The organism is Consotaella aegiceratis, from assembly GCF_036541425.1.
Classification (GTDB): domain Bacteria; phylum Pseudomonadota; class Alphaproteobacteria; order Rhizobiales; family Rhizobiaceae; genus Consotaella; species Consotaella aegiceratis.
This window is the reverse complement of the sequence record NZ_JAZHFT010000085.1, coordinates 1-7240: the sequence shown is the minus strand read 5'-3', so window position 1 is coordinate 7240 and position 7240 is coordinate 1. Positions and strand designations below refer to the sequence as shown.

6 protein-coding genes are annotated in these 7240 nt (G+C 65.2%); 3 read left to right on the top strand and 3 right to left on the bottom strand.

The window, feature by feature from the left end; translation table 11 throughout:
• Positions 1–678: 678 nt before the first annotated feature.
• Both SMD10_RS24555 and SMD10_RS24550 read left to right on the top strand, forming a co-directional pair.
• Positions 679–1272, top strand: a complete 594-nt coding sequence (locus tag SMD10_RS24555; RefSeq protein WP_331688366.1) for a DUF488 domain-containing protein — start codon at positions 679–681, stop codon at positions 1270–1272.
• Positions 1273–1589: 317 nt separating this feature from the next.
• Positions 1590–2612 carry an aldo/keto reductase gene (locus tag SMD10_RS24550; RefSeq protein ID WP_432757312.1) on the top strand — a complete coding sequence of 341 codons (1023 nt, stop codon included), beginning with the start codon at positions 1590–1592 and terminating at the stop codon, positions 2610–2612.
• Between the two features lie 29 nt (positions 2613–2641).
• On the opposite strand, the gene SMD10_RS24545 is transcribed toward SMD10_RS24550, so the two are convergent.
• Complete coding sequence (locus SMD10_RS24545) at positions 2642–3445, bottom strand: DeoR/GlpR family DNA-binding transcription regulator (protein ID WP_331688364.1); 804 nt, start codon at positions 3443–3445, stop codon at positions 2642–2644.
• Between the two features lie 262 nt (positions 3446–3707).
• Here SMD10_RS24545 and SMD10_RS24540 point away from each other — a divergent pair, with 262 nt between their 5' ends.
• On the top strand, positions 3708–5810 hold the full coding sequence (locus tag SMD10_RS24540; RefSeq protein ID WP_331688363.1) for a bifunctional rhamnulose-1-phosphate aldolase/short-chain dehydrogenase: 2103 nt from the start codon (positions 3708–3710) through the stop codon (positions 5808–5810).
• Between the two features lie 343 nt (positions 5811–6153).
• Here the strand turns inward: SMD10_RS24540 and SMD10_RS24535 are convergent, their stop codons facing one another.
• Both SMD10_RS24535 and SMD10_RS24530 read right to left on the bottom strand, forming a co-directional pair.
• Positions 6154–6663: a type II toxin-antitoxin system VapC family toxin gene (locus SMD10_RS24535; protein ID WP_331688362.1), complete on the bottom strand. Its 510-nt coding sequence runs from the start codon at positions 6661–6663 to the stop codon at positions 6154–6156.
• A 1-nt stretch (position 6664) separates the two neighbouring features.
• Positions 6665–7108: a TaqI-like C-terminal specificity domain-containing protein gene (locus SMD10_RS24530; protein WP_331688367.1), complete on the bottom strand. Its 444-nt coding sequence runs from the start codon at positions 7106–7108 to the stop codon at positions 6665–6667.
• Positions 7109–7240 lie beyond the last annotated feature (132 nt).

Below are 7240 nucleotides of genomic sequence, written 5' to 3'. Positions count from 1 at the left end.
TTTGGCGCATCCCTATCCCCAGGTCGTCATCCTCGGGCTCCGTCCCGAGGATCCAGAGACGCCGCGTCCACCGCCGCTGGGGCGGGACCAACAGTCCACAGCGTCCGGTGGCAAATGTCGCAAAGTCTGGATCCTCGGGACGGAGCCCGAGGATGACGGAGAAGTGGCCGAGGATGACGAAGAAGGTGAAGGCCAGCGGGAGACTTCCAGCCGCCCACGCGGCGCCAGGCGCCTCGGCGCGTCCCTTTCCCGAGGGCGTCATCCCGGCCTTGAGCCGGGATCCATTCCAAGTCCGACGAACCGCCGCAGCGGCGGAGGCCCGGCCTGATGTTGGCCGATGGTGGCGACGGAAGCGCAGCGGCGTGGATCCCGGCTCAAGGCCGGGATGACGGCGTGGGGGGATGCGACGGCGTGAGCGTATCGTGAGCGGATGAAGAATCGAGACGCTGCGGCGGCCGATGATAGGGGGGGCGGAGGGGGGCGGGCTTCATCACAGAGCCGACGGCCGCAAGGGATAGGCATGACGAAGGGAGCGCCAACCTCGATGATCTGCCGTTCGGCATCGTCGAGGCCATGACGCCGTCGACGCGGCGAGAGGCATGGCGCCAGGGCCGCCGCCATTGACGTCCGCGCTTCGCCGGGTCCAAGGAAACACGGCATCGGGGCCGGAGGGCGGCAATGGGGACCATCGCGACGATTGGGCATTCGACGCATCCGATCGAGCATTTCGTCGGCCTGCTTCGGATGAACGGCGTCACCGCCGTCGCCGACGTCCGTTCCACTCCGTTCAGCCGCCGCAATCCCCAGTTCAACCGCGAGGCTCTGCAGGCCGACCTCGGGCGGGCGGGCATCGCCTATGTTCATCTGGGCCGGGAGCTCGGCGCGCGCTCGCCCGATCCCGAGCACTATGAAGGCGGGCGCATCAGCTATGAGCGGCTCGCCGAAAGCGCCCGGTTTCAGGAGGGCATCGCGCGCGTCATCGACGGGGCGGCGAGGCACCGCATCGCGCTGATGTGCGCCGAGCGCGATCCGATCATCTGCCATCGCACGATCCTGGTGTCTCGGGCGCTGGTGAGGCGCGGCGTCGCCGTCGAGCACATCCTGGCCGATGGACGCATCGAGCCCCATGCCGACGCGATGGACCGTCTGGTCCGCGAGTTGAACCTCGATCCCGATGATCTGTTCGTCACGGACGACGATCTCCACGAGCGCGCCTACCAGGCACAGGGCCGGCGCATGGCGCCCGCGCGTCCGGACTCTGCTGCCGACTGACCGCCGGCGCCCGCCGGGCGATCGCGCCGGACGCCGGGAGGATCGCGCCCTTTTCAATTTTGCAAAGCGCCGTGCAGATTCGGGCGTTTCCCTCCGACCGGGTCGGACGCTACCATCGAAAACCGGTCATGGACGCAGGCCCATGCGGCGCCCGCCGGCGCATGGCGGTTGCCGGATCGGCCGAACGAGACATCTTTAGGAGAAGCGCGCGGCTCAGGCCATCAGGGCAAGGGTGGGACGATCGTCCCACGGCGCGTCTTCGAGATTCACGAAATGGGGGAGAGACCATGAGCCGAGACCAAGCCAAATCACCGACCATGCCGATGCGGCCGCTGGGCAGGGGCGGACCGATCGTCTCGCAGCTGGCGCTGGGGACGATGACCTTCGGCGACGAGACCAGCGAGGCGGAGGCGTTTCGCCAGCTCGACCTGTTCGTCGACCATGGCGGCACCTTCATCGACACGGCCAACGTCTATGGCGCCGGCGCCTCGGAAGAGATCATCGGCCGCTGGGCGCGTCAGCGCGGCGGCATCGACGAACTGGTGCTGTCGACCAAGGGCCGCTTCAAGCCGGTGCCCGGCAGCCATGGCGCGTCGCGCCGCAATCTCACGCGGTCGCTCCATGCCAGCCTGAAGCGCCTGCAGATGGAGGCGGTCGACGTCTATTTCATCCACGGCTGGGACCCGCACACCGAGGTGGCCGAGACCTTGGCGACGCTCGGCGATCTGGTGAGCGCCGGCAAGATCCACCACATCGCCTGGTCGAACGTCACCGGCTGGCAGCTCCAGAAGATCCTGTCGACGGCCGAGGCCGGCGGCTTCCCGAAGCCGGTGGCGCTGCAGCCGCAGTACAATCTGCTCGACCGCGAGATCGAGCTCGACGTGCTGCCGTGCTGCCTGGAAGTGGGGCTCTCGCTGACGCCCTGGTCGCCGCTCGGCGGCGGCTGGCTGACCGGCAAATACACGGCCGAGGCGCGGCCCACCGGCGCGACGCGGCTCGGCGAGAACCCGAACCGGGGCGTCGAGGCCTACGACTTGCGCAACACCGATCGCACCTATGCGATCCTGAAGGTGGCGCAGACGATCGCCGAGCGGCACGGCCGGCCCGTCGCGCAGGTGGCGCTCGCCTGGCTCGCCTCGCGTCCCGTCGTCGCCTCGATCCTGCTCGGCGCGCGCACCGTCGAGCAGTTGACCGAAAACCTCGGGGCGGCCGATCTGGTCCTGGAGCCGGAGGAGATCGCGGACCTGACGAAAGTCTCGGCCCGCGGCGTGCCGTCCTATCCCTACGGCTTCCTCGAGCGCCAGTGCGGCGTCGAGGTCTGGAAGACGCTTGGCACCTGATCGGCGGCGCCGGCATGCCGGCCGGCTCTTCACGCCGCGCCGGCCTCCTTCTCGGCCTTCTGGCGCTCGGCGACGACGAGCGTCACGCCCGCCGCCTCGATGAAGCTCGCGGCGGCGTCCGAAATCTCGTCGTCGGTGACGAGCACATCGGCGCGCTCCAGGGGCGCCACGATCATCGTCGAGCGTGCCTTGAACTTCGAGGAATCGACCAGCAGCACCAGCTCTTCGGCCTGGCGCATCAGCCGCTGCTCGGACTGGACGATCAGCGCGTCGGTCTCGCCGATGCCCAAGGCCGAGACCGACTGCGCGCCCATGAACATGCGCCGCGCGCCGAAATGGGCGATGCCGTCGGCCTCGAAGGGCGAGAGGATCAGGCTCTGCTCGCGGTAGACATGGCCGGCCGGCACCAGCACCGCGCATTTCGACTGCTTGATCAGATGCTCGGCGATCAGGAACGAGTTGGTCATCACCTGCAACTGGCGTGTGACGAGGTGATGGACCATCTGGTAGGTCGTCGTGCCGCCATTGATGATCACCGCCTCGCCGTCCTGGCAGAGGGCTGCCGCGGCGCGCGCGATCTCGCGCTTCTGGCGCAGACGGATCGCCTCCGTCGCCTGGAAGGAGCGCCCGACGATGGCGCCATAGGGCGAGACGTTCAGCGCCTCGACGCCGCCGCGCACCCGCTTGAGCTTCTTTTCCAGGGCGAGCGTGGCGATATCGCGCCGAACCGTCGCCTCCGACGCGCCGGTGAGCTCGACCAGTTCGCCCACGCCGGCGAACGGCCGGCCTTGCAGCGAACTCAGAATGATGCGGTGTCGCTCGCGCTCGTGCATGAGCCTCCCTTGGCGCCGGTCGTTTTGGGCGCAGCGTAGACGCGCGCGCGACAACGGGCAAATGCCTGCGGGCCGCAACCTACCTCCCTGGCCTCTACCGGTGGTCGTCCTCGAGACAAGCCCGAAGATGACGGCAAGGCAGGACAAGGACTCTCTGCGCGGTCGCGATCGATTGTGATCGAAGATGATTGTTTCCGTTTGACTCCGCTGCGGCATTGCGCCACGGATGAAGGTACCATCAGCCGAATGACGGGAGGAGATCATGTCGGACGGAAGCGGTGCCACGCGCCTTCAAAACCTGTGGGACGACAGCCGAGCGGCGGAATTGGACGAGCCGGGGCGGCTGCTCTATCGCTCGAACCTGCTCGGCTCAGACAAGCGCATCACCAATTACGGTGGCGGCAACACCTCCGCCAAGGTCCGCACCAAGGACCCGCTGACCGGCGAGACGGTCACCGTGCTCTGGGTCAAGGGCTCGGGCGGCGACGTCGGCACCATGAAGCTCGACGGCTTCGCCACGCTCTATCAGGAGAAGCTGGAGCAACTGAAGGGCCTCTATCGCGGCCTCGAGCACGAGGACGAGATGGTCGGCTATCTGCCGCACTGCACCTTCAACCTGAACCCGCGCGCCGCCTCCATCGACACGTCGCTGCACGCCTATCTGCCCTACGCCCATGTCGACCACATGCACCCGGATGCGGTGATCGCGATCGCCGCGACCAAGAACAGCCGCGAGATCACGGCCCGCGTCTATGGCGACGAGATCGGCTGGCTGCCCTGGCGCCGCCCCGGCTTCGAACTCGGCCTCGACCTCTCGCGCTTTGCCGCGGAGAATCCGAACGCCAAGGGTGTGGTGCTGGAAAGCCATGGCCTGTTCACCTGGGGTGACACGGCCAAGGACTGCTACGAGACGACGTTTCGGATCATCAACAAGGCGATTGCCTGGTTCGAAGGCGAGACCGCCGGCAAGCCGGTCTTCGGCGGCGAGGCGGTGCGCGCCGCGCCGCCCGAGGCGCGGCTCGCCGTGGCCGCCCGGCTGATGCCGGCGATCCGCGGCCTGATCGGGAGCGACGAGAACAAGGTCGGCCATTTCGACGACAGCGAGGCAGTGTTGGCCTTCGTCGGCTCGAAGGACTTGAAGCCGCTGGCGGCGCTGGGCACCTCGTGCCCCGACCACTTCCTGCGCACCAAGATCCGGCCGCTGGTGCTCGACTACGATCCGGCGACCGGCGACCTCGACGCGCTGATCGAGGGCCTGCGGCAGGCGGTCGCCGCCTACCGCGAGGACTATGCCGGCTATTACCAGCGCTGCCGGTACGACAACTCGCCGGCCATGCGCGACCCGAACGCCGTGGTCTATCTGGTGCCGGGCGTCGGCATGATCACCTTCGCCAAGGACAAGGCGACGGCGCGCATCGCCGGCGAATTCTACGTCAACGCCATCAACGTCATGCGCGGCGCATCGACCGTCGACACCTATCAGGGCCTGTCGGAGCAGGAGGCCTTCGACATCGAATACTGGCTGCTCGAAGAGGCCAAGCTCCAGCGCATGCCGAAGCCGAAATCGCTGGCCGGCCGCGTCGCGCTGGTGACCGGCGGCGCCGGCGGCATCGGCCAGGCGATCGCGCGCCGGCTGGCGGGCGAGGGCGCCTGCGTGGTGCTCGCCGACATCGACCGGCAGGCGCTCGCCGCGACGCACGAAGAGTTCGCCAAGGCCTACGGCAAGGATCAGGTGCGCTCGGTGCTGATCGACGTGACCGACGAGGCGGCGGTGCGCGAGGGTTTTGCCCAGGCCTGCACCGAACTGGGCGGCCTCGACATCCTGGTCTCCAACGCCGGCATCGCCTCCTCGGCGCCGATCGAGGAGACCGAGCTGGCCATGTGGGACCGCAACATGGGCATTCTGGCCACCGGCTACTTCCTGGTGGCGCGCGAGGCCTTTCGGCTGTTCCGCAGGCAGGCGCTCGGCGGCTCGGTGGTCTTCATCGCCTCCAAGAACGGCCTGGCGGCCTCGCCGGGCGCGGCGGCCTATTGCACGGCCAAGGCGGCGGAGATCCATCTCGCCCGCTGCCTGGCGCTGGAGGGTGCGCCGGCCGGCATCCGCGTCAATGTGGTGAACCCGGATGCGGTGCTGCGCGGCTCGAAAATCTGGTCGGGCGAATGGCGCGAGCAGCGCGCCGCGTCCTCGAAGATCGACGTCGACGAACTGGAGGAGCACTACCGCAACCGCTCGCTCCTGAAACGCTCGGTCTATCCCGAGGATGTGGCCGAAGCGGTCTACTTCCTGGCCTCGGATTTTGCCGCCAAGTCGACCGGCAACGTCTTCAACGTCGACGCCGGCAACGCGGTGTCCTTCCCGCGTTGAGCAGATAAAGGCCGCGCGCTAGCATCATCCCCGGCCCGGTGGGCCGGGGCCCGAGAGACTCCCATCGTCTTTTACGGTGCTGCGACACCCTGCTGCCCTCAACAGGGCATCCGTTCGAAAAATGAAAGGGCCGGAAGGAGAATGGCGGGTTTTAGTTTCAAATTGGCGAAAGATGCCCTTGCGCATCAGACTTCTAGGCGAAGAATCTGGGCTGCGAAAGGGATCAGTAGCGTGGGCATTGCCCGCAAACCAGAGAATAGCGATTCGCCCCGTAGCTCATCTGGAAAGAGCATCGGTATTCTAAACCAAATGTCGCGCGTTCGAGTCGCGACGGTGTCGCCATTCAAACAGCATCGGCCGTAGAAGATGTATTTAGCATATCATATACGTTGAAGCTAAGGTCGCCACGACCAAAGAACCGAACGAAATCTCCGGTATCGTAGGTGGCAATCTGAACTGCTGGATGCATCCCACATTCTCGGCTAATCCGCGTTGCCAATTCGATTAGGCTCGCATCGACCAAATCGATTTTGAATATCTGCGAATAGGTATGTGCTGCCGCAACCGGCTCTATCGCATCGCCAACAAGGATCACCTGCCCCGGTGTTAGAACCCACTGCATTAGCGCGTACGCTAAGTCTGTGCGCCGTTCCCGCCCGACGAGCATATTCCATGCTTCGATAAGGCACGCGTGAGGAACAGCCCAAGTGTACTCTCCCAGATCCAATGCCCCAACCGTATGTTCGTGGTTGCCATCCCTCGGGTTAGCAAGCGCAATAAGAACATTCGTATCGAGAAGAGCTATGTTTCTGGGCAAATCGTAAGCCCGCTCAGCGACGATCCAGTTGGGCATCTTACTCGGCCGCGACGATATTGGCTTCACGCATTGCCGCTTCAACTACCCTGTCAATGTCAGCTACAGCCGTCGACTTAGCTTCTCCACTCGATGTCACTGCGAGACGAGCAAGATCGTCCAACTGACGTTGGAGTGTTTCATCCTTTATCAAGCGGCGCAGGACCGGAATGCTTTGGAGGTGTTGCGGCTCGAATTTCTGGAAGCTACCTCGGAACTGAGGAGTTGTACGCTTTACCAAAGCATTAACATGACTGCTGTTGAGATAAGCCAAGAGCGGAAAGAGCAATTCCTCCTGCTCTGGAGCGACAGCAGTTCCACCCACAATGAAAACCTCGCCGTCGGCATCCACAGCGAACGATATTTCAGGTGCTAAATCCCGAATTAGGAGCTTTGGCCTACGCAGCCATTCTTCATCTCTTCGCCTAAGTGTCTGATCCGAAATTGAGGTGAGTGGTATCAGTGGGTTAGCTTGACAGCCTCGCCGGCCGTTGATTCAGGGGTTTTGCCAAAAACTACCTTGGATCAACGATGTGGACCGATACCACTCGCGCACAGCATGCGCGCACCAGCCTGG